This window comes from Bradyrhizobium manausense (genome assembly GCF_001440035.1).
GTDB classification, from domain to species: Bacteria; Pseudomonadota; Alphaproteobacteria; order Rhizobiales; family Xanthobacteraceae; genus Bradyrhizobium; species Bradyrhizobium manausense.
This window is the reverse complement of the sequence record NZ_LJYG01000099.1, coordinates 54,853-74,504: the sequence shown is the minus strand read 5'-3', so window position 1 is coordinate 74,504 and position 19,652 is coordinate 54,853. Positions and strand designations below refer to the sequence as shown.

Annotated in this window: 21 protein-coding genes; 8 read left to right on the top strand and 13 right to left on the bottom strand. The window is 64.9% G+C overall.

The window, feature by feature from the left end; translation table 11 throughout:
* Window positions 1–8: 8 nt before the first annotated feature.
* Both AOQ71_RS24345 and AOQ71_RS24340 read right to left on the bottom strand, forming a co-directional pair.
* Complete coding sequence (locus tag AOQ71_RS24345; protein ID WP_057752143.1) at window positions 9–956, bottom strand: beta/alpha barrel domain-containing protein; 948 nt, start codon at window positions 954–956, stop codon at window positions 9–11.
* Entirely contained in the window at window positions 953–2,128 is a 1,176-nt protein-coding gene (locus AOQ71_RS24340) for a CoA transferase (protein ID WP_057752140.1), read from the bottom strand. Before AOQ71_RS24340 ends, AOQ71_RS24345 begins: the two co-directional genes overlap by 4 nt.
* Window positions 2,129–2,292: 164 nt before the next feature.
* Between AOQ71_RS24340 and AOQ71_RS24335 the strand changes: the two genes are divergently transcribed.
* Entirely contained in the window at window positions 2,293–3,033 is a 741-nt protein-coding gene (locus AOQ71_RS24335; RefSeq protein WP_057752137.1) for a sulfate transporter family protein, read from the top strand.
* A gap of 28 nt (window positions 3,034–3,061) precedes the next feature.
* Here the strand turns inward: AOQ71_RS24335 and nth are convergent, their stop codons facing one another.
* Window positions 3,062–3,850, bottom strand: coding sequence for an endonuclease III (gene nth / locus AOQ71_RS24330; RefSeq protein WP_057752371.1), 789 nt, complete (start codon window positions 3,848–3,850; stop codon window positions 3,062–3,064).
* Between the two features lie 22 nt (window positions 3,851–3,872).
* Here nth and AOQ71_RS24325 point away from each other — a divergent pair, with 22 nt between their 5' ends.
* Complete coding sequence (locus tag AOQ71_RS24325) at window positions 3,873–4,406, top strand: DUF2244 domain-containing protein (protein ID WP_057752135.1); 534 nt, start codon at window positions 3,873–3,875, stop codon at window positions 4,404–4,406.
* 54 nt (window positions 4,407–4,460) lie between these two features.
* A complete protein-coding gene (locus AOQ71_RS24320; RefSeq protein WP_057752132.1) occupies window positions 4,461–5,357 on the top strand; it encodes a methylated-DNA--[protein]-cysteine S-methyltransferase in 897 nt (298 codons plus the stop codon).
* An 89-nt stretch (window positions 5,358–5,446) separates the two neighbouring features.
* Here the strand turns inward: AOQ71_RS24320 and AOQ71_RS24315 are convergent, their stop codons facing one another.
* The 8 genes from AOQ71_RS24315 to dnaK form a co-directional block, all read right to left on the bottom strand.
* Window positions 5,447–6,070 carry a 2,3-bisphosphoglycerate-dependent phosphoglycerate mutase gene (locus AOQ71_RS24315; RefSeq protein ID WP_057752130.1) on the bottom strand — a complete coding sequence of 208 codons (624 nt, stop codon included), beginning with the start codon at window positions 6,068–6,070 and terminating at the stop codon, window positions 5,447–5,449.
* Window positions 6,071–6,095: 25 nt separating this feature from the next.
* Entirely contained in the window at window positions 6,096–6,914 is an 819-nt protein-coding gene (gene dapB / locus AOQ71_RS24310; protein ID WP_057752127.1) for a 4-hydroxy-tetrahydrodipicolinate reductase, read from the bottom strand.
* 157 nt (window positions 6,915–7,071) lie between these two features.
* Window positions 7,072–7,383 (bottom strand): DUF1330 domain-containing protein, encoded by a 312-nt coding sequence (locus AOQ71_RS24305; protein WP_057752123.1) that lies wholly within the window; start codon window positions 7,381–7,383, stop codon window positions 7,072–7,074.
* Between the two features lie 123 nt (window positions 7,384–7,506).
* Entirely contained in the window at window positions 7,507–8,217 is a 711-nt protein-coding gene (pyrF, locus tag AOQ71_RS24300) for an orotidine-5'-phosphate decarboxylase (protein WP_057752120.1), read from the bottom strand.
* 6 nt (window positions 8,218–8,223) lie between these two features.
* Window positions 8,224–8,802: an NADPH-dependent FMN reductase gene (locus AOQ71_RS24295; RefSeq protein WP_057752117.1), complete on the bottom strand. Its 579-nt coding sequence runs from the start codon at window positions 8,800–8,802 to the stop codon at window positions 8,224–8,226.
* 57 nt (window positions 8,803–8,859) lie between these two features.
* A complete protein-coding gene (locus AOQ71_RS24290) occupies window positions 8,860–9,459 on the bottom strand; it encodes a class I SAM-dependent methyltransferase (protein WP_057752113.1) in 600 nt (199 codons plus the stop codon).
* A 92-nt stretch (window positions 9,460–9,551) separates the two neighbouring features.
* Entirely contained in the window at window positions 9,552–10,688 is a 1,137-nt protein-coding gene (gene dnaJ, locus AOQ71_RS24285; RefSeq protein ID WP_057752110.1) for a molecular chaperone DnaJ, read from the bottom strand.
* Between the two features lie 243 nt (window positions 10,689–10,931).
* On the bottom strand, window positions 10,932–12,833 hold the full coding sequence (gene dnaK / locus AOQ71_RS24280) for a molecular chaperone DnaK (protein WP_057752106.1): 1,902 nt from the start codon (window positions 12,831–12,833) through the stop codon (window positions 10,932–10,934).
* Window positions 12,834–13,244: 411 nt separating this feature from the next.
* On the opposite strand from dnaK, the gene AOQ71_RS24275 reads away from it, so the two are divergent.
* Window positions 13,245–14,183 (top strand): hypothetical protein, encoded by a 939-nt coding sequence (locus AOQ71_RS24275; protein WP_057752104.1) that lies wholly within the window; start codon window positions 13,245–13,247, stop codon window positions 14,181–14,183.
* A 131-nt stretch (window positions 14,184–14,314) separates the two neighbouring features.
* The gene (pncA, locus tag AOQ71_RS24270; protein WP_057752101.1) at window positions 14,315–15,037 is read left to right on the top strand and encodes a bifunctional nicotinamidase/pyrazinamidase; all 723 of its coding nucleotides are present in this window, start codon (window positions 14,315–14,317) and stop codon (window positions 15,035–15,037) included.
* Window positions 15,038–15,097: 60 nt separating this feature from the next.
* Here pncA and grpE read toward each other — a convergent pair whose 3' ends face one another.
* Window positions 15,098–15,703 (bottom strand): nucleotide exchange factor GrpE, encoded by a 606-nt coding sequence (grpE, locus tag AOQ71_RS24265; protein WP_057752368.1) that lies wholly within the window; start codon window positions 15,701–15,703, stop codon window positions 15,098–15,100.
* Window positions 15,704–15,801: 98 nt separating this feature from the next.
* A complete protein-coding gene (gene hrcA / locus AOQ71_RS24260; protein WP_057752098.1) occupies window positions 15,802–16,890 on the bottom strand; it encodes a heat-inducible transcriptional repressor HrcA in 1,089 nt (362 codons plus the stop codon).
* A gap of 182 nt (window positions 16,891–17,072) precedes the next feature.
* On the opposite strand from hrcA, the gene rph reads away from it, so the two are divergent.
* The 3 genes from rph to hemW are packed head-to-tail and all read left to right on the top strand — an operon-like array spanning window position 17,073 to window position 19,577.
* Window positions 17,073–17,786 carry a ribonuclease PH gene (gene rph / locus AOQ71_RS24255; RefSeq protein WP_057752095.1) on the top strand — a complete coding sequence of 238 codons (714 nt, stop codon included), beginning with the start codon at window positions 17,073–17,075 and terminating at the stop codon, window positions 17,784–17,786.
* Between the two features lie 11 nt (window positions 17,787–17,797).
* Window positions 17,798–18,433, top strand: coding sequence for an RdgB/HAM1 family non-canonical purine NTP pyrophosphatase (gene rdgB / locus AOQ71_RS24250; protein ID WP_057752093.1), 636 nt, complete (start codon window positions 17,798–17,800; stop codon window positions 18,431–18,433).
* Window positions 18,420–19,577: a radical SAM family heme chaperone HemW gene (gene hemW / locus AOQ71_RS24245; RefSeq protein WP_057752089.1), complete on the top strand. Its 1,158-nt coding sequence runs from the start codon at window positions 18,420–18,422 to the stop codon at window positions 19,575–19,577. The genes rdgB and hemW overlap by 14 nt, the downstream gene beginning before the upstream one ends.
* The last annotated feature ends 75 nt before the right edge of the window (window positions 19,578–19,652 follow it).

Sequence of the window (19,652 nt, the reverse complement as noted above, 5' to 3'; positions counted from 1 at the left end):
GGCGAAGATCACGCCGCTTTCGCTGCGCTCCCACCCGGCAACCCGGCCCGCGCGAGGCCGCCGTAGAGTCGCTCGTCCGGCATTTCCTCGCGCAGGATATTGCGCACTCCGATCAGCTTCTCAAGATCGATTCCTGTCGCAAAACCCTTGCTCTCGCACAGGAACACCAGGTCCTCGAACACGACATTGCCGGTCGCGCCCGGCGCGAAGGGGCAGCCGCCGAGGCCGCCGAGCGAGCCGTCGAGGATGCGGACGCCTTCGTCGAGTGCCGCCGCGGCGTTGGCGATACCCATGCCGCGGGTGTCGTGGAGATGGATGCAGATCGGCTTGGTGCCGGCGAGCTTGACCGCCGCGCGCGACAGTTCTCCGACCTGCTTCGGTCCGGCATAGCCCACGGTGTCGGCGATCGCGACGAAATCGACGCCGGCCTCCAGGCATTTGTCGACGAGGCGCAGCACCTCCTTCGGATCGACCGCGCCTGTGATCGAGCAGCCCAGCGCCATCGAGATCGCCGCGTTCACCAGCGGCTTGTGCGCGCTGGCATCGCGCAGTTCGCAGAGCCGCTTGATGTTGGCAATCGCGGACGAGCGCGAACGATGCGCATTGGCCTGGCTGTGCTCTTCCGTCGCCGACACCACCGAGGCGATCTCCCCGACACCTGACGCCAGCGCCTCGTTGACCCCGCGCTCGTTGAGCGCAAGCGCAATGCCATGGGCGCCCGGCAGGCTCGCCACCGTCGCGACGACGTCGCGGACATCAACGAATTGCGGAAAGGTCTTCGCCGGGAGGAACGAGCCGACCTCGAAATGCCTGACACAAGCGGCATATTCCTCGCGCACCCAGCGCTGCTTGGCTTCAGTGGACGGAAACTTTTTGACGAGCTGGAGTCCATCGCGCAGACCGACTTCGCGCAAGGCCACACGGTCCGCGGGATAGATCGTTTCGATCCGGCTCATGCGCGCCTCCCAGCGGCTTTGGACGTTGCATCTTTGTTGTCGACCGCGGCGCGAACGGCGGAAGTGTCGGCGCCGAGCGACGCGACCTTCAGGCCCTCGCCAAAATGGCTGCCGTTCCATTCGATCGGCAGCGTCGGCACATGGAACGGCTTGCCGTCGGCGGCGAGGTTGGTGACGAGCCCGCCGGGCCGCAGCACATGCGGATCGGTCAAGAGATCCTCGGGCCGGTTGATCGGCGAGAAGCAGATGTTGAGCGCATCGAGCTTCTGCGACAGTTCCGCCACGTCGTGCTGCCGGATGATCTCGGCCACGCGCGGAAGGATCCGCGGCCTGGCCAGGATACGATCGGTCGTGGTGCGCAAGCTCGGGTCATCGAGAAACTCGCTCAGGCCGAACTCGCGGCAGAAAGCCTGCCAGTGGCCCTCGGTGACGACGCCGATGAAAATCCGCCCGTCGCCGGCGGCATCGAAAATGTCGTAGATCGGCCAGGCATGCTCGCGCTCCGGCATCGAGCGCGGCTTGTTGCCGGTCATCTCGTATTCGACCATGTGCTGGGCGACCAGGAACAGGCAGTTCTCGAACAGGCCGATGCGGATGTCGGCGCCGTCGCGCTTTCCCCCGCGCTTCTGGTAAAGCGCGGCCAGGATCGCGATCACACCGAACATGCCGCCCATGATGTCGTTGGCGGAGGAGCCGACGCGCTGCGGCTTCTCCTTTGTGCCGGTCATGGCGGCAAGCCCCGACATCATCTGCACGACCTCGTCGAGCGCGGGGCGATGCTCATAGGGGCCGGACAGAAAGCCCTTGTGCCCGGCAACGATCAGATGCGGATGCCGTCGCCGCAATTCCTCCGCACCGAGCCCCTGCTTCTCCAGCAAGCCATCGCGAAAATTCTCCAGAAATACATCGGCAGTCTCGAGCAGTCGATGCATGGTGTCGCGATCTTCAGCTTTCTCGAAGTCCAGCACCACGCTGCGCTTGCCGCGGTTGAACAGCGGAAAGAACGCCGTGCCCATGCCGCCGAGGGAACGGGTCTTGTCGCCGGCGGGCGGCTCGACCTTGATCACGTCGGCGCCTAGCTGCGCGAGGATCATGCCGCAGGCCGGGCCCATCACCATGTGGGTCATCTCGACGACCCGCACGCCCTCGAGCGGCAATCCGGTCTCAGCCATGCGTCACTCCCTGTCCGTTCGGCCAAAAGACTAGCCCTTCGCAAGCTTTCTGAAAAATATAATCTGCCGAAGATTGCCTTCGCAGTTCCGGCGCCTCGTCATCCTCCCTTGCCGAAGCACGCCGGCATGTCTACCTCTCGCGGGTACTTTGGTGAGAGGTTCCCATGCTTGATGCCGCCGTGAAGGCGCTGTCGCAAATGATGTCGCCGCCGATGCGATCGATCCTGTGGCGGTCGATCGGGCTGGCGCTGGTGCTCATCGTCGTGCTGGCGATCGGGTTGCAGCGACTCCTGAGCTGGTTCGCGACCTATGGCGAGGTCTGGCTGGAGGGGCTGCTCGGGCCGAGCTGGCACGCCTCGCTGGAGGTGCTGGCCTGGGTCATCTCGATCGCGGCGGGATTCGGCGTCGTGTTCGGCAGCGTGTTCCTGATGCCCGCGATCACCTCGCTGGTGGCGAGCTTCTTCGTCGACGACGTCGCCGACATCGTCGAGCGCGAATATTATCCAGCCGAGCGGCCCGGCGAGGCGCTACCGTTCAACCAGGCCATCCTTGAAGGCATCAAGACCGCGCTGCTCACCATCGTGGTGTATCTTGCCGCACTGCCGCTGGTGTTTCTGGCCGGCGCCGGTTTCCTGATCTTCTTCCTCGCCGCCGCCTGGCTGTTGGGGCGCGAATATTTCGAGCTCGCCGCGATGCGCTTCCGCTCGCCGGAGGATGCGAAAGCGATGCGGCGCGACAATGCCGCGACGATCTTCACCGCCGGCCTCTTCATCGCGGCCTTCGTCTCGATTCCGGTCGTGAACCTGGCGACACCGATCTTCGGCATGGCCTTCATGGTCCACATGCACAAGCGTCTGTCGGGCCCCCGGCCCGAGCTGATCGAGCCGGCGCGGCAGATGCGGTAACGGTCTCCACCCCTTCCCGGCCTGTTGCTCACACCGTCTTCTCCGGCCAGCGGCAGAGATCGTTGATCAGGCATACCTCGCAGCGCGGCTTGCGCGCGAGGCAGGTATAGCGGCCGTGCAGGATCAGCCAGTGATGGGCATGCAGCATGAACTCGGCCGGGATCACCTTTTCGAGACCAAGCTCGACTTCGAGCGGCGTTTTGCCCGGCGCAAGACCGGTGCGGTTGCCGACGCGGAAGACATGGGTGTCGACCGCCATGGTGTGCTCGCCGAAGGCCATGTTGAGCACGACATTGGCGGTCTTGCGTCCCGCGCCGGGCAGCGACTCGATCTCGGCGCGCGTGCGCGGCACCTCGCCGCCGAAATCGCTGAGCAGTTTTGCCGATAGCGCGATCACGTTCTTGGCCTTGGTGCGATAAAGGCCGATGGTCTTGATGTATTCGCGCAGACGCTCTTCGCCGAGGTCGAGCATCTTTTGCGGCGTGTCGGCGATCTCGAACAAGGCGCGCGTTGCCTTGTTGACGCCGGCGTCGGTTGCCTGTGCCGACAGCACCACGGCCACCAGCAGCGTGAACGGGTTGACGTGCTCGAGCTCGCCGCGCGGCTCGGGATTGGCTTGTTGGAAACGCCTGAAGACCTCGCGAACTTCCGCTGGCGTCCAGGGTTTTGTCGCCTTGAGCGATGGCTTCGCCGGCGCCGATCGCTTCGGAGAAGGCTTGGGAGAAGGCTTTGCAGAAGGTTTGGGCTTCGCCCCCTTTGCCTTTTTCTTCGGCGCAGCCGCTTTGCGCGGGGCCGGCTTGCGGATGATTTTCGCCATGATCGGGATATACTGAGGGACGATGAGCACAGGCAACGAAATTGAGCGCGCAGAAGCTGAAGGTCATGCCGAACGGCAGATCTTCTCCGCGCTGCTGACGCCGCACCGCTCGCTGAACCGCACCGGCTTCCTGGCCGTGATGCTGTTCCTGAGCGTCGTCAGCTTCGTCACCGGAATTGTCTTCCTGATGCAGGGCGCCTGGCCCGTGCTCGGCTTTTTCGGCCTCGACGTGCTCGTGGTCTGGTGGGCCTTCAAGGTCAATTTCCGCACCGGGCGGGCGCGCGAGGAGATCACCGTCACGACCACAGAACTACGCGTGCGGCGCATCAGCCATCACGGCCAGGTCGCCGAATGGACCTTCAATCCGCTCTGGGTCCGGCTCGACATGGAGGTCGACGAGGACTTTGGCATCGAGCATCTCTATCTGATCTCGCGCGGCCACCAGATCCAGCTCGCCCGTTTCTTGGGACCGGACGAAAAGGCAAGTTTCTACAAAGGCTTGATTGAGGCCCTGAACGCCGCCAAGCGCGGCCCGACCTATAACCCGGTGACCTGAACCCAGTCGGAAATCGGGTGGTTTCGGCGCCTCCCCGCGCCTACATTTCCGCTCATGATGACACTCGCCATACAGGACCAGCGCCTGGCCAAGCCGGGCCCCCAGAACGCCGCGCTGCGCGACTATGATTCGGTGCGCCGGGCCATCGCGTTCATCTCGGAAAACTGGCGCGCGCAGCCGACCATCGAGGCGATGGCGGATGCGGCCGGCGTCACGGCGGATGAGCTGCATCATCTGTTCCGCCGTTGGGCCTCGATCACGCCGAAGGCCTTCATGCAGGCGCTCACCCTCGACCACGCCAAGGGTCTGTTGCGGGATTCCGCCAGCATCCTCGATGCGGCGCTCGACTCGGGGCTGTCGGGCCCGGGCCGTCTGCACGATCTCTTCGTCACCCACGAAGCGATGTCGCCGGGTGAATGGAAGAACGGCGGCGCGGGGCTGACCCTGCGCTTCGGCTTCCATCCGTCTCCCTTTGGAACAGCGATCGTGATCGCGACCGATCGCGGCCTCGCCGGCCTCGCCTTCGCCGACCCCGGCGACGAGAAAGCCGCCCTTGCCGACATGACGCGGCGCTGGCGGAACGCAACCTATGTCGAAGACCACGAGGGCACCGCACCGCTGGCGGCACGCATCTTCGACACCAAACTGTGGCGGCCGGATCAGCCGCTGCGCGTGGTCCTGATCGGCACCGATTTCGAAGTGCGGGTGTGGGAGACGCTGCTGAAAATTCCGATGGGCCGCGCGGTGTCCTATTCCGACATCGCCTGCAACATCAACAGCCCGAAGGCCTCGCGCGCCGTCGGTGCGGCCGTCGGCAAGAACCCGGTCTCCTTCGTCGTGCCCTGCCACCGCGCCCTCGGCAAGAGCGGCACGCTGACAGGCTATCACTGGGGCATCACTCGCAAGCAGGCGATGCTGGGCTGGGAAGCCGGGCAGCTCGGGATGCAGTAGGCAAGATGCAGTAGGGTAGGTTAGCCCCGGGCTGCGCGAAGCGCAGTCACCGTCTAACCCACCCTACACCACCGCATTTGCGGCAAGGTCTACCCCGCCAGATCCAGCTTCGAGGCCACCGTCGAATCCGCATTGAGCCGGTAGATGATCGGCACGCCGGTGGCGAGCTCGCGCTTCAAAATGCCTTCGGGCGACAGTTTTTCCAGCACCATGATCAAGGCGCGCAGCGAGTTGCCGTGGGCCGCGACCAGCGTGCGCTTGCCATTGAGCACGCCGGGCAGGATCTCCTGCACGTAGTAGGGCAGCGCGCGCGCCAGCGTGTCCTTCAGGCTTTCGCCGCCGGGCGGCGGCACGTCGTAGGAGCGGCGCCAGACATGCACCTGCTCCTCGCCCCATTTCTTGCGGGCGTCGTCCTTGTTGAGGCCGGAGAGGTCGCCATAGTCGCGCTCGTTCAGCGCGAGATTCTTCGAGGTGGGCAGGCCGGTCTGGCCGAGCTCGGTGAGAATGAGATCGAGCGTGTGCTGCGCGCGCGTCAGCACCGAGGTGAAGGCGACGTCGAACACGAGGCCGTGGGCCTTCAGCTTGCGGCCGGCTTCCTTGGCTTCCGCGACGCCCTGCTCGCTGAGGTCAGGATCCTTCCAGCCGGTGAACAGATTCTTCAAATTCCATTCGCTCTGGCCGTGGCGCACCAGCACGAGAAGACGTTCGCTCATTGCCCAATTCCATTGCTTGCTTGGTTCAGATGTCAGCGAGGCCGAGCACGTCGGCCATCGAGTAGTGTCCGGGCTTCTTGCCATGCGCCCACAGCGCCGCCTTGAGCGCGCCATGGGCGAACAGGATACGGTCCTCCGCCTGATGCGACAACGTCAGGCGTTCGAACGGGCCGAGGAAGGTCACGCTGTGATCGCCGGCGACGGTGCCCCCGCGCAAGGAAGCAAAGCCGATCGCGCCCGGCTTGCGCGCGCCGGTGATGCCGTCGCGGCCGCGCTCCGAATGCGCATCGTCGAGCGGGATGCCGCGACCGCTGGCGGCCGCCTGGCCGAGCATCAGCGCGGTCCCTGAGGGCGCATCGACCTTCATGCGGTGATGGGATTCGACGATCTCGATGTCAAAGCTTTCGTCGAGCGCCTTGGCGACGCGCTTGACCACGGCGGCGAGCAGATTGACGCCCAGGCTCATATTGCCCGACTGCACCACGACCGCGCGGTTGGTGACGCTTTTGATCACGGCATTGTCGGAGCCTGACAGCCCGGTTGTGCCGATGACATGAACCAGCCCGCGCTCGGCCGCGATCGCGACATTGGCAATGGTTGCGGCCGGCACGGTGAAATCCAGGATGCCGTCGGCATCCTTCGACATCGCCCAGAGATCGGCGGACAGCTTGATGCCGTTTTCCGGCAGGCCGGCGAGAACGCCGGCATCCTTGCCCAGGAGCTCCGAGCCTGGCGCCTCCAGGGCGCCTGCCAGCACCGCGCCTTTGCTGTCGGCAATCGCCCGCGTCAGGGCGCGGCCCATCCGGCCGCCGGCTCCGGCAACAATCAAGCGCATGTCTGGCATGGTGTGATCCTCTCAGGGGCCGTTGTAGCGGCGGGATGCAGTTCCGGCAACCGAGGGGGGCACCAACGTCATTCCGGGATGGTTCGAAGGACCAGACCCGGAATCTCGAGATTCCGGGTTCGATGCTGCGCATCGCCCCGGAATGACGGTGTGTACGCTAGCCGTCCTGCGGCTGCGGGCCGTCATAGCCCTCGATGATGATGAGGTCGGCGATCGAGTGCGGCTGGCGCACCTTGATATTGGCCTGATATTCCGGCGAATTGTAACAGGCGATCGCGGTCTGGTAATCAGGGAATTCGATCACGACGTTGCGGTTGCGGCTGCCGCCTTCGACGGTGGTGAACTTGCCGCCGCGGACCACGAAGCGGCCGCCCCACTTCTTGAAGATCGGACCATTGGCGACGGCATAGGGTTTGTAGCCCTCCTCATTGTTCACGTCGACGCGTCCGATCCAGTAGCCTTTTGCCATTGTTCTTCTCCCTTGTTGTTCGCTAAAGCGCGATGAGATTGGGTTGAACCGTCATCGCGCTTCAGCCCTTTGTTTGCGCATGATCTTTTCGGAAAACCGCTTCACACTTTTCCGGATCATGCGCTAGCCGAGTGCTTGCGCGATCTCGGCCTGGATGGCGTCAGCCGCCGCCCTGGGGTCGGCGGCTTCCACCACCGGCCGCCCGACGACGAGATAATCCGCGCCCGCGGCAATCGCGCGGCCGGGCGTCATGATGCGCTTCTGATCGCCGATAGCCGCACCCGCCGGACGGATGCCTGGTGTGACGAGGTTCATCTGGCGCCCGATGATCTTGCGCAAGCCTTCGGCCTCCTCGGGCGAGGACACGAGACCGTCGATGCCGAGGGCCTGCGCCTGCCGCGCACGCGCCTCGACCAGTTCGGAGACGCCGAGCCGGAAGCCTGCCGCATGCAGATCGTCGTCATTGTAGGAGGTCAGCACCGTCACGGCGAGGAGCTTCAGCTTCGACGAGCCGCGGCCCTCGACGGCGCCCTTCATGGTCTGCGGATAGGCGTGCACGGTGAGGAAGGTGGCCCCCAGCCTGGTGATGCTCTCGACGCCTTGCGACACCGTGTTGCCGATGTCGTGCAGCTTGAGATCGAGAAAGACCTTCTTGCCGCCGTCGGCAAGCTTGGTAACCAGCGGCAAGCCGCCGGCATAAGCGAGGCGATAGCCGATCTTGTAAAATGTGACGCTGTCGCCGAGCTTCGCAATCATCGCCTCCGCGGCATCGACGCTGGGCAGATCGAGCGCGACGATCAGGCGGTCTTTCGGGGCGATTTCGGCTGGCGTCATGTCACCTCACATCAAGCGTTGGGAAATATCGATCAACTGCCGCACCATCTCCCGCATGGAGTCGATATCGCCCTGACCCTTGAGCCTGTCCATATCGTCATAGGCCTGGTCGGCAAAGGCGAGCGTGAACTGGCTGGCGATCACATTGGCGTGGCAGGAGGTCAGGATCAGGCGCAACGCCTGCAGCGCGCGAGCAGCTCCAAGCCGGCTCTGCGACGCACCGGCGAGCGCGAAGGCGCGGTTGCGGAAGACGTCGCCGCGCGCCTCGTGCAGATCGTGCACGCGGCTGACCCAGTCGATCGCGTTCTTGAGCAGCGGCGGCACCGAAGCATTGTATTCGGGCGAGACCAACAGCACGCCGTGATGCGCGCCGATCATGCGCTTGAGATTGATGGCATGCTTCGGGATGCCCGATTTGGCCTGGAGATCGCCGTCGTAGATCGGCAGCGGAAAATCGGCGAGCGAGATGCGGGTGACGTCGACGCCGGCCTGGGCGATTTCATAAGCGAGGACCGCCGCCAGCTTCACATTGTGCGAGCCGGTGCGCAGCGAGCCGGGAATGACCAGGATCTTCGGAGCGGACATCCTCTTCCATACGTTCGGCGAAACAAGCCCGCCGCGCGAAGGAAGACGCCGGCGGAATTAGTCCTTGCGATACACCCAGACGCGGGCCGGCGGAAGGTTCATCCAGATCCGTTCCGAGGCCTCTGTGGACACGCCGGGCAGCGATTTCGGGATCGGCGGCACCACCGCATAGGTGAACTGGACGAAGGGCGCGCCGGGCGCAAGCGCCGCGAAGGCATCGCGAATCAGCCGAAGGCGCGTCAGCATCGGCTTCGTCACCAGCGGCAGGCCGGAGACGACGGCGCTGGCGGGCGCGCTCAACACGTTCCAGAGCGTGTCACGCAGGCGATAGGCATCGCCCTGCACCACCTTGGCCTGCGGATAACGGTCACGCAGCAGCGCGCAGAAGCCGGGATTGTATTCGACGAGAACGAGACGCTTCTGATCGACGCCGCGCTCGACCAGGGCCGAGGTGATAGCGCCCGTGCCGGGCCCGAGCTCGACCACCGGAGCATCCGAATCGACGTCGACATAATGCGCCATGGTCCGCGCGAGCAGCTTGCCCGAGGGCATCACCGCGCCCATGTGGAGGGGCTTTTCAATCCACGATCTGAGGAAGCGCACCTCGTCATCGAGACGGGGCTTCTTCAACGCACGCGCGGACGACGGCAATGGCATGTCTGGACCGGACGGGACGAGACCGCGTGACCGCGGCTGTCAGAAAATGGTCATAAAGACGTATAGGCCGAAGTCGATACGGTCAAGCCGGCTCAGTTCGCCCGATTACCGAAGAAATCCTTGACCTTGGCGAAGAAGCCCTCGGATTCCGGCTGGGTGTTGCCGGAGGAGAGCTTTTCGAACTCGGCCAGCAATTCCTGCTGCTTCTTGGTGAGGTTCTGCGGGGTCTCGACCATGACCTGGACGTACATGTCGCCCATCTGGCGCGAGCGCAGCACCGGCATGCCTTTTGATGCGATGCGGAATCGACGGCCGGACTGGGTTCCGGCGGGCACCTTCACCTTGGCCTTGCCCTTCTCGATGGTGGGCACCTCGAATTCGCCGCCGAGCGCGGCCGTGACCATCGAGATCGGCACGCGGCAATGCAGGTCGGCGCCGTCGCGCTGGAAGAACTGGTGCTGGGCCAGCGACAGGAAGATGTAGAGGTCGCCGGGCGGACCGCCGCGCACCCCGGCCTCGCCTTCGCCGGCGAGCCTGATCCTGGTGCCGTCCTCGACGCCCTGGGGAATGTTGACCGACAGCGTTCGCTCGCGGGTGACGCGCCCCTGGCCCGAGCAGGACGGACAGGCGTCCTCGATCATCTGGCCGCGGCCCTGACAGCCGGGGCAGGTGCGCTCGAGGGTAAAGAAGCCCTGCGACTGCCGCACGCGCCCCTGCCCGCCACAGGTCGAGCAGGTCTTCGGCTTGGTGCCGGCCTTGGCGCCGATACCCGAGCAGGCCTCGCAGGTGACCGAGACCGGAATCTCGATCTGCGCGGTCTTGCCGCCGAAGGCTTCCTCGAGGGTGATTTCCATGTTGTAGCGCAGGTCGGCGCCACGCTCGCGGCCGCCGCGGCCGCGCTGCCCGGCCATGCCGAACAGATCTTCGAAAATGTCGGAGAAGGAGGAGGCAAAGCCCGCGCCGAATCCGGCACCGCCGCCACCAGGGCCACCCTGCTCGAACGCGGCATGGCCGAAGCGGTCATAGGCGGCGCGCTTGTCCTTGTCCTTCAGGACCTCGTAGGCCTCGTTGATTTCCTTGAACTTGACTTCGCTGGTCTCATCCCCGGGATTGCGGTCGGGATGGAATTTCATCGCCAGCTTGCGGAACGACGATTTCAGCTTGCTCTCGTCGGCCGTGCGATCGACTTCGAGGGTTTCGTAGTAGCAGCGCTTGGTGGACGTGGACATGTCTGACTCAGGTCTATCCGATCGCGATTCAAGTCGGTGCGAAACAACGTCGCCACGCGACGATATAGGCAGCCTTCTGCATCACTGCAGAGGGCTGCATGGCAGCGTTGAGCATAACGGCTGGGAATTGATTGATCGTAACGGGCCTACCCGCCCGCCCCGACACGAAAGCCTCCCCCCTGAGGGGGGAGGCCGCTTCAGCGTGTGGGGTCCAAGCCGTCCGCATCATGACCCTCGCGGGGCTTATGCGGACTTCTTGTTGTTCTTGTCGTCGTCGACTTCGGTGAATTCCGCGTCGACGACGTCGTCCTTCGCAGCGTCCTTGGCCGCGTCGGCCTCGGCCTGCTGCTTGTACATGGCCTCGCCGAGCTTCATCGAAGCCTGGGCCAGCGTGTTGGTCTTGGCCTTGATCGCCTCGGCATCGCTGCCCTTCAGCGCTTCCTTGAGGTCGCTGACGGCGTCCTCGATGGCGCGGCGCTCGGTCTCCGAGACCTTCGAACCGTGCTCGGCCAGCGCCTTCTCGGTGGAGTGCACCAGCGCGTCGGCATGGTTCTTGGCATCGACCGCCTCGCGGCGCTGCTTGTCGGCCGCGGCATTGGCCTCGGCATCCTTGACCATCTTGTCGATGTCGGCTTCCGACAGACCACCAGAGGCCTGGATGCGGATCTGCTGCTCCTTGCCGGTGGCCTTGTCCTTGGCCGAGACGTTGACGATGCCGTTGGCGTCGATGTCGAAGGTCACCTCGATCTGCGGCATGCCGCGCGGAGCCGGCGGAATGCCCATCAGGTCGAACTGGCCAAGCATCTTGTTGTCGGCCGCCATTTCACGCTCGCCCTGGAAGACGCGGATGGTGACGGCATTCTGATTGTCTTCAGCCGTCGAGAACACCTGGCTCTTCTTGGTCGGGATCGTGGTGTTGCGGTCGATGATGCGGGTGAACACGCCGCCCAAGGTCTCGATGCCCAGCGACAGCGGGGTCACGTCGAGCAACAGCACGTCCTTGACGTCGCCCTGGAGCACGCCGGCCTGGATCGCAGCGCCGATCGCCACGACTTCGTCCGGGTTGACGCCCTTGTGCGGCTCCTTGCCGAACAGCTGCTTCACGACTTCCTGGACCTTCGGCATGCGCGTCATGCCGCCGACCAGAACCACTTCGCCGATCTCGCCGGCGGTGACGCCGGCATCCTTCAGCGCCTTGCGGCAGGGCTCGATGGTCTTCTGCACGAGGTCGTCGACCAGCGCCTCGAACTTGGCGCGGGTGAGCTTCATCGTCAGATGCTTCGGGCCGGTCTGGTCCGCGGTGATGAAGGGCAGGTTGATCTCGGTCTGCGTCGTCGACGACAGCTCGATCTTGGCCTTTTCAGCGGCTTCCTTCAGGCGCTGCAACGCAAGCTTGTCGTTGCGCAGGTTGATGCCCTGCTCCTTCTGGAACTCGTCCGCGAGATAGCCCACGAGGCGCATGTCGAAGTCTTCGCCGCCGAGGAAGGTGTCGCCGTTGGTCGACTTCACCTCGAACACGCCGTCGCCGATTTCGAGAATGGAAATATCGAACGTGCCGCCGCCGAGGTCGTACACGGCGATGGTGCCGGCCTTGGTCTTGTCGAGGCCATAGGCCAGCGCAGCCGCGGTCGGCTCGTTGATGATGCGCAGCACTTCAAGGCCCGCGATCTTGCCGGCATCCTTGGTGGCCTGGCGCTGGGCGTCGTTGAAGTAGGCGGGAACGGTGATGACAGCCTGGTCGACCTTCTGGCCGAGATGGGCTTCCGCGGTCTCCTTCATCTTCTGCAAGATGAACGCCGAGACCTGCGAGGGCGAGTAGGTCTGGCCGTCGGCCTCGACCCAGGCGTCGCCGTTGGAAGCCTTCACGATCTTGTACGGAACGAGCTTCTTGTCCTTCTCGACCATCGGGTCGTCGTAGCGGCGGCCGATCAGGCGCTTCACTGCGAAGAACGTACGCTCCGGATTGGTCACGGCCTGGCGCTTGGCAGGCTGGCCGACGAGGCGCTCACCGTCGTCGGTCACGGCGACGATCGAAGGCGTCGTGCGCATGCCCTCGGAATTCTCGATGACTTTGGCGTTCTTGCCGTCCATTACGGCGACGCACGAATTCGTGGTGCCGAGGTCGATCCCAATGACCTTTCCCATGGTCCTGATATCCTTCTTTTTGCGGCAGGTTGGCTGGGCCCAGAAGGCACCCGAACCGAAACCCCCTAAGATCAAACATTCGCGATATTGCGATGGTTGAGGCTCATATAGGAGGGGGGGAGGGGCCCGCAAGGACCGAACGCAACTTTGGGCCGTGAAAACATTGGGTTTTGGAAGATCGTATCCGCCCCTCGAGCCTTTGCGGGTGAGGAAATATTAACGGGTTCGGAGATCGACCGGCCGCCCGTCGCCATCAGCGGCCCGGCCCTGTTACCGGGGCGCCAAACCCGCTAAAAGGCGGCCGGCCGGACAGCTTCGCCATGGGGCTGCTTCGCGCGACAAGGCGGCCCCAAGGCTGATCATCAAAGGCCGACCATGGTACGGCCTCAATGTGAACCAAACAGAGTGCCCATGAAGCTCACCCGCTCCTTCGCTGCGCTGGCCCTCCTCGTCGCCACGGCATTTCCGGCGCTCGCCGCCGATGCCGTCTATCCGCCCGGCTTGCGTCTCGGCATGGTGCCTCTGGTCGGCCTCAGCAAGGCCAAGACCTTTCCGGGCTTCGAGAGCGAGGATGGCAGCGTCAAGGTGCTGATCACCGAGCTGCCGCCGGCGGCCTATAACGAAGTCGTCAGCGCCTTCAACGCCAATCCGGCCGGCGCCAACGGCGTCAAGCCGGACAAGATCGAGACATCGGCGGGCCTTGCGTATTTTACCACCGAAAGTGCCAAGGCTGGCGACACGCTGGTGAAGCGCTATTCGATGATCGTGCCGGGCACCGGCTTCTCCGGCTATGTCGCGGTGCAAATCCCCGAGAACGCTTCGAAGATCTACACCGACGAGGCGGTGCGGCAGATGTTCGCGACTGCCGCCATCCGCAAGGAGGTGTCGGCTGACGAGCAGATCGGGCTGTTGCCGTTCAAGATCACCGATCTCGCCGGCTTCAAGGATATCCGCACGCTGGTGCCGGGCTCGAGCATCATCCTGGCCGATGGCAATGAGAGCTCGGGCTATGAATCCAAGCCGTTCATGATCCTCGGCCTGATCGGCGCCACCCCGCAGGCCGCCGACGACCGCGCCCGCTTCGCCCAGGAGGCGGCGCTTCAAATCGCCGGCTTGCGCGAAACCAAAGTCACGATGTCGGAGCCGATCCGCATCAACGGCCAGCCGGGCTTCGAGACCCGGATCGACGGCGTCAGCGGCAGGGACAAGATCCCGGTGACGGTGGTGCAGTGGATCCGCTTCGGCGGCGGCACCTCGCTGCGCATCATCGCCAGCGCCCCGCGCGACCAGTGGTCCGACGCCTTCACCCGCTTCCGCGCCGTGCGCGACGGCATCCAGCCGAAGGGGTAGAAAACGGGGGGCTGACAGCCCAACCACTCACCAAACCCGGCCGCATTTTCGGGCTTTCGTTCGTACACGAACGGAACTAGGCTTGCCTGCATTGGATCAGGTTTTGGATCATCCTGGAGGGGAGGCGGACGGTGCTTAATCGACGACAGATCTTGGCCGCGATGGGAACGACGGCGCTTGTGGCCCTTGCTCCATCGGCACTGTTTGCAGCAGCTGCGATCAAGCCGGACGACAGCTCCGCGCTGCTCGTGATCGACGTGCAAAACTGCTTCCTGCCGGGCGGTAGCCTTGCGGTGAAGGAAGGCGAGCAGGTCGTGCCCGTCATCAATAAAATGGCGAAGGCATTTTCGAACGTGGTGATGACGCAGGACTGGCACACGCCCGGCCACATCTCGTTCGCGTCGGTGCATTCCGGCAAGAAGCCGTTCGAGACCATCGACCTGCCCTATGGCAGGCAGGTGCTGTGGCCCGACCATTGCGTGCAGGGCACCGAGGGCGCCTCGCTGTCGAAGGATCTCTCGATCCGGCAGGCCGAGCTCATCATCCGCAAGGGCTTTCACAAGGACGTCGACAGCTATTCGGCGTTCCTCGAAGCCGACGGCAAGACAACGACCGGCCTTGCCGCCTATCTGAAGTCGCGCAAGATCAAGCGCGTCTTCGTCGCGGGTCTCGCCACGGATTTCTGTGTCGCCTGGACCGCGCTCGATGCGCGCAAGGCGGGTTTTGAGGTCTATGTCGTGGAGGACGCCTGCCGCGGCATCGACACGCAGGGCTCGCTGGCCAAGGCCTGGGCCGACATGGCCAAGGCCGGCGTGAAGCGGATTCAGTCGAGCGATATTGCGTTGAGCGCGTAAGACGGGACGATCGTCATTCCGGGGCGGCTCGCAGAGCCGAACCCGGAATGACTTCATCGCTCAGTTCGCCTCGTTGCTGTTCGCAGCAGGCGCGGCCTTTGCGCCGCCCTTGGCGACGCCGACCAGCGCCGGCCGCAGCACGCGCTCGCCGATGGTGTAGCCGGCCTGCATGACCTGCACGACGGTGCCCGTGGGCACCGACGCATCGGGCACTTCGTACATCGCCTGATGGAAGTTGGGGTCGAACTTCTGACCCTGGGGATCGAGCTTCTTCACACCATGCTTTTCCAGTGCGTTGAGCAGCGAACGCTCGGTGAGCTCGACGCCCTCGATCAGCGCGGTCAGACCGGGATCGGCGGCGGCGCGCGCCTCGGCCGGAACGGCGTCGAGCGCGCGCTGGAGATTGTCGGCGATCTCGAGCACATCGCGGGCAAAGCCGGTGATGCCGTAGAGTCGGGCATCGGCGACCTCCTTGGTGGTGCGCTTGCGCAGGTTTTCCATCTCGGCCAGCGTCCGCAGCATGCGGTCACGGGCCTCGGCGGCTTCCTTCTGCAACGTCTCCACCGAACCCGGCTCGGGATCGTCGGGCATGATGTAGGGCTTTGACACCACGGGCTCGCCGGTCGCGGCAGTCGTGTCTTCGGGTTGCCGGGTTGGATCGGTCATCGGCTGCTTCTCGAACTCGCTCAAGGGGAGGTTTTCTGGCCCGGATATCGTGCTTCGGGCGCTGAAAATCAAGCGCCCGTGATCGGCTCAAATGCCGGTCAGCCTCCCACCAGGCGACTGACGATACGGGCGGCGTAATCCACGGTCGGGATCACGCGGGCATAATTCAGCCGCGTCGGCCCGATCACGCCCAAAACGCCGACGATGCGGCCGGCGGCATCCCGGTAGGGCGAGATGATGGTGGAAGAGCCCGATAACGAAAACAGCTTGTTCTCGCTGCCGATGAAGATCCTGACACCTTCAGCGGTTTCGGCGCGCCCGAGCAGGTCGATCACGCCGCGCTTGGTCTCGAGATCGTCGAACAGCAGCCTGACACGCTCGAGATCCTCCAGCGCATGCAGATCTTCCAATAGATTGGCATGGCCGCGGACGATGAGCTGACGGTCCTCGTTCTCGCCGCCCGACCAGCTCGCGATCCCGGCCGAGATCACCTTCTGGGTCAGCTGATCGAGCTCGGCGCGAGCTTCCGCGAGCGCGGTTTCCAGCTCCAGCCGCGCCTCGGCGAGCGTGCGGCCGCGGATCCGCGCGTTGAGGAAATTGCCGGCTTCAGTGATGGCCGAGGAGGGAACCCCCGGCGGCAGCGTCAGCACGCGGTTTTCGACCTGGCCGTCCTCGCCGACCAGGATCACCAGCGCCTGCTCGGGTTCCAATCGGACGAATTCGATGTGCTTCAGCCGCGTATTGGACTTCGGCGTCAGAACGACCGCTGCGGTGCGGGTGAGGCCGGACAGCCGCGTCAGCGCCTGGTCCAGCGCCGCCTCGACCGATTGGGCCTGGCCGACCGAGGTCAGCTGGCTCTGGATCGACTGTCGCTCGGCCTCGTTGAGATCGCCGACCTGCATCAAGGCGTCGACAAAGAAGCGCAGGCCGAGTTCCGTCGGCAAGCGGCCGGCCGAGGTGTGCGGCGCATAGATCAGGCCGAGCTGTTCCAGATCGGCCATGACGTTGCGGACCGAGGCCGGCGACAGCGGCATCGCGATCAGGCGGGAAATGTTGCGCGAGCCGACCGGTTCGCCAGTCGCGAGATAGCTTTCGACAATTTGACGAAAGATGTCGCGGGAACGCTCGTTGAGCTGGGCGAGGCCTGCGCGCGGCGCGATCAGATGGATCGGATCGTGATGGGCCACAGACGGTAACTCCTCTCAGATGCTCATAATTTGTCCATCCAGGACGGTTCTGACAAGCGTGGCGTTTGCGGGGTGGATATCGGGGGGCGAAAAAGCCTTGCTGCCCACCCTGACCCCACCTACAAGCACCGCGAACAGCCCTACCCCATAAGTTCTAGACCATGAGTTCTGGAGGATTTCCCATGCGGCCAAGCCGCCGTGCGCCCGACGAATTGCGCCCCGTGACGCTGGAGCGCGGCGTGGTCAAATATGCGGAAGGCTCCTGCCTGGTGAAATTCGGCGACACCCATGTGCTCGTCACCGCCACCCTGGAAGACCGCCTGCCGCCATGGCTGAAGGGCCAGGGGCGCGGCTGGGTCACCGCCGAATACGGCATGCTGCCGCGCGCCACCTCCGAACGCACCCGCCGCGAAGCCTCCGCAGGCAAGCAGAGCGGCCGCACCGTCGAGATCCAGCGCCTGATCGGCCGCTCGCTTCGCACCATCGTCGATCTCGAAGCGCTCGGTGAGCGCCAGATCACGGTCGATTGCGACGTGCTGCAGGCCGACGGCGGCACCCGCACCGCCTCGATCACCGGCGCCTGGGTCGCGCTCGCCGATTGCATCAACTGGATGAAGGCGCGCAACATGGTCAAGGCCAACGTGATGCGCGACAACGTCGCCGCGATCTCCTGCGGCATCTACAACGGCACGCCGGTGCTCGATCTCGACTATGCCGAGGATTCGGAGGCCGAGACCGACGCCAATTTCGTCATGACCGGCGATGGCCGCATCATCGAGGTGCAGGGCACCGCGGAACGCGAGCCGTTCACGCAGGACGAGTTCCTGAGGCTGATCGCTCTCGCTCAAAAGGGCATCGCGCGGCTGGTGGACTTGCAGAAACTGGCTGTCGCGTAGTCAATAGGCCCATGCACCGCCGAATCACCGGAAAGCTCGTCATCGCCACCCACAATCCCGGCAAGCTCGCCGAGATGAAGGAGCTGCTCGCGCCTCACGGCATCGAGGTGGTGTCGGCCGGTGAGCTCGGCCTTCCCGAGCCTGACGAGACCGGCAACGACTTCCGCAGCAATGCCGCGATCAAGGCGGCCGCCGCGGCGCAGGCGACCGGGCTGCCTGCTTTCGCCGACGATTCCGGCATCGTGGTCGACGCGCTCGATGGCGCACCGGGCATCTACAGCGCGCGCTGGGCCGGTCCAAACAAAGACTTCGCCGCCGCGATGGCGCAGATCGAGCGCCTGTTGCAGGAGCGCGGTGCCATCAAGCCGGGCAAGCGCAAGGCTCATTTCGTCTCCGCGCTCTGCGTCGCCTGGCCCGATCATCATCTCGAAGAGGTCGAGGCGCGCGTCGACGGCACGCTGGTGTGGCCGCCGCGCGGCACTGCCGGCTTCGGTTACGATCCGATGTTCCTGCCCGACGGTCATACCCGCACTTTCGGCGAGATGGAGAGCATCGAGAAGCACGGCCTGCCGCCGCTCGGCCTCGGCCTGTCGCACCGCGCCCGCGCCTTCGTGAAACTGGCGGAGATCTGCCTTGAGCCGCGCTGACAAGGTTGCGTTCGGCGTCTACGTGCACTGGCCGTTCTGCCTGTCGAAGTGTCCCTATTGCGACTTCAACAGCCATGTCCGCCACGCAGCGATCGACGAGGCGCGCTTTGCTTCGGCCTTTGCGCGCGAGATCGCGACGACCGCCGCGCGCGCACCCGGCCGCGAGGTCACCTCGATCTTCCTCGGCGGCGGCACGCCGTCGCTGATGCAGCCGGCCACCGTCGGCGCCGTGCTGGAGGCCATCGGCAAGCACTGGAGCGTCGCCAACGATGTCGAAGTCACGCTGGAAGCAAACCCGACCAGTGTGGAAGCCACGCGCTTTGCCGGCTATCGCTCGGCCGGCGTCAATCGCGTCTCGCTCGGCGTGCAGGCGCTTGACGACGCCTCGCTGAAAGCGCTCGGCCGCATGCATAGCGCACGCGAAGCGCTCGATGCCGTCGCCATCGCGCGCCGCTCGTTCGATCGCTACTCGTTCGACCTGATCTACGCCCGCCCCGACCAGACGCCGGCGATGTGGGCGGAGGAGCTGCGTCTCGCCATCGATGAAGCGGCCGAGCATCTGTCGCTCTATCAGCTCACCATCGAAGAGGGCACGCCGTTCTTCGGCCTGCACCAGGCCGGCAAGTTGAAGACGCCGGACGAGGCGGTTGCACGCGCGCTCTACGACGTGACGCAGGAGACCTGCGACAGGCTGGGGCTGCCCGCCTACGAGATCTCCAACCACGCACGGCGCGGCGCCGAGTGCCGGCACAATCTGGTGTATTGGCGCGGCGAGGAATATGCCGGCATCGGTCCCGGCGCCCATGGCCGCCTCGACATCGACGGTATCAGGCACGCCACCGCCACCGAGAAGCGCCCGGAAGCCTGGCTGATGCGGGTCGAGACCAATGGCGACGGCGTCGTCACCGACGATCTCCTCAACAGCGAGGAACGCGCCGACGAATTTTTGCTGATGGGATTGCGTTTGGCCGAGGGTATCGACCCCGAGCGCTACAAGGCCCTCTCGGGCCGACCGCTCGACCCCAAGCGCATCTCGCTGCTGCGCGAGGAAGGCGCAATCACGGTCGATGCGACGGGCCGCTTGCGCGTGACCAGCAGCGGATTTCCGGTGCTCGATGCCGTGGTCGCGGATCTCGCGGCGTAGCGTGATGCCGTAGCCCGGATGGAGCGCAGCGTAATCCGGGAACAGTCTTTCCGGCTGCACGATCCCGGATTGCGC